Annotated in this window: 1 protein-coding gene; it reads right to left on the reverse strand. The window is 47.6% G+C overall.

Annotated features, from left to right (window positions below):
- Positions 1 to 170: 170 nt before the first annotated feature.
- The gene (locus tag BM222_RS39690; protein ID WP_143106216.1) at positions 171 to 980 is read right to left on the reverse strand and encodes a hypothetical protein; all 810 of its coding nucleotides are present in this window, start codon (positions 978 to 980) and stop codon (positions 171 to 173) included.
- Positions 981 to 1,107 lie beyond the last annotated feature (127 nt).

Consider the following 1,107-nt stretch of genomic DNA (forward strand, 5'->3'; position numbering starts at 1 on the left):
TAAGACCGCAAAACTCTAGTTCTGGGTGGTCCAAAGTTCGGTCGAGCTACAAAAACCCCGAGACTCTAACTGCTGCTGGATGAAAATTCAGTGGCTGGAACGCAGTCCAATCATTTGAAAAAGTCAACGCTTAGACACATTAGCCCCCGAGATGAAATTCTGACTCCGCTTTACGGTTTGACTGGCTTCGGACCATTAGTCTTATCTTGAAAAATAGCAATCAAGGCGTCTTGAAGTGCCTTGCTGTTCGTAGCCGCTTGCTTTGACAAGTCAACAATCGCATTTGAGATGGCCTTATTCTGATCTGTGACCGCTTCGACGATTTTTGCCCGTTCCGTCTTCAGGTCTGTAGCCTCAGATGAAACGTCCTTAAAAGCAAAATAGAGCACGAGTAGTGCCAACAACACTGGAACGACCAGCGAAGCATTAGCAATCATCCATGCCCGGCTGGCCAAGTCGTTAGAGCGATTGGATAAGGATGAAGGGCTCTTTGGTTCGACTGGGACTGGCGGCACATCGCCCAATGCAGATGCTGATGCTCTCAAGCCAACATTCGAATTCATCGCCATATTGAATGCCTGAGGAGCGTAGATGTTGAGAGATAGAAGTACGAAGTCGCGGAGATCGCTGTTCTCCATACCGATAACATCAAGAATCGGCTTTATTGAGCTATATTCAATTGTAACAAGTCTTAACCTGATTGTGGGTAGTACAATTCTGCTTCTTTGGTCTTGGTCCTCTGTTCGCGATCCAAATGCCTTCGCAATTTCCTCATTGACCAAATTCTCAAGAATTTTTGGGAACGCGGCTCTAAAGGTTCTCTCGTACTTGTCGGCAAGCCTGGGATCGCCTTCGTGATGTTCGCCATCGAAATCATCTCTACCTAGCCGCTTCGATTCAAAGTTACTCCAGAAATCGACTTTGTCATCGCGCCCGCCCCAGTAACTGCTCGTGAAATTGATGTCTACCGAAACGTACATTGCGCCCTCCTGCCCGTTGAAGGTGTTGACCTGCCACTGAATTTTCATCCAGCAGCAGTTAGAGTCTCGGGGTTTTTGTAGCTCGACCGAACTTTGGACCACCCAGAACTAGAGTTTTGCGGTCTTA

Source organism: Bradyrhizobium sp. Gha, from assembly GCF_900113735.1.
Classification (GTDB): domain Bacteria; phylum Pseudomonadota; class Alphaproteobacteria; order Rhizobiales; family Xanthobacteraceae; genus Bradyrhizobium.

Bases quoted from the DNA above. Each gene is read 5' to 3' on its own strand.
- BM222_RS39690 (WP_143106216.1), bottom strand. From the start codon at position 980: ATGTACGTTTCGGTAGACATCAATTTCACGAGCAGTTACTGGGGCGGG.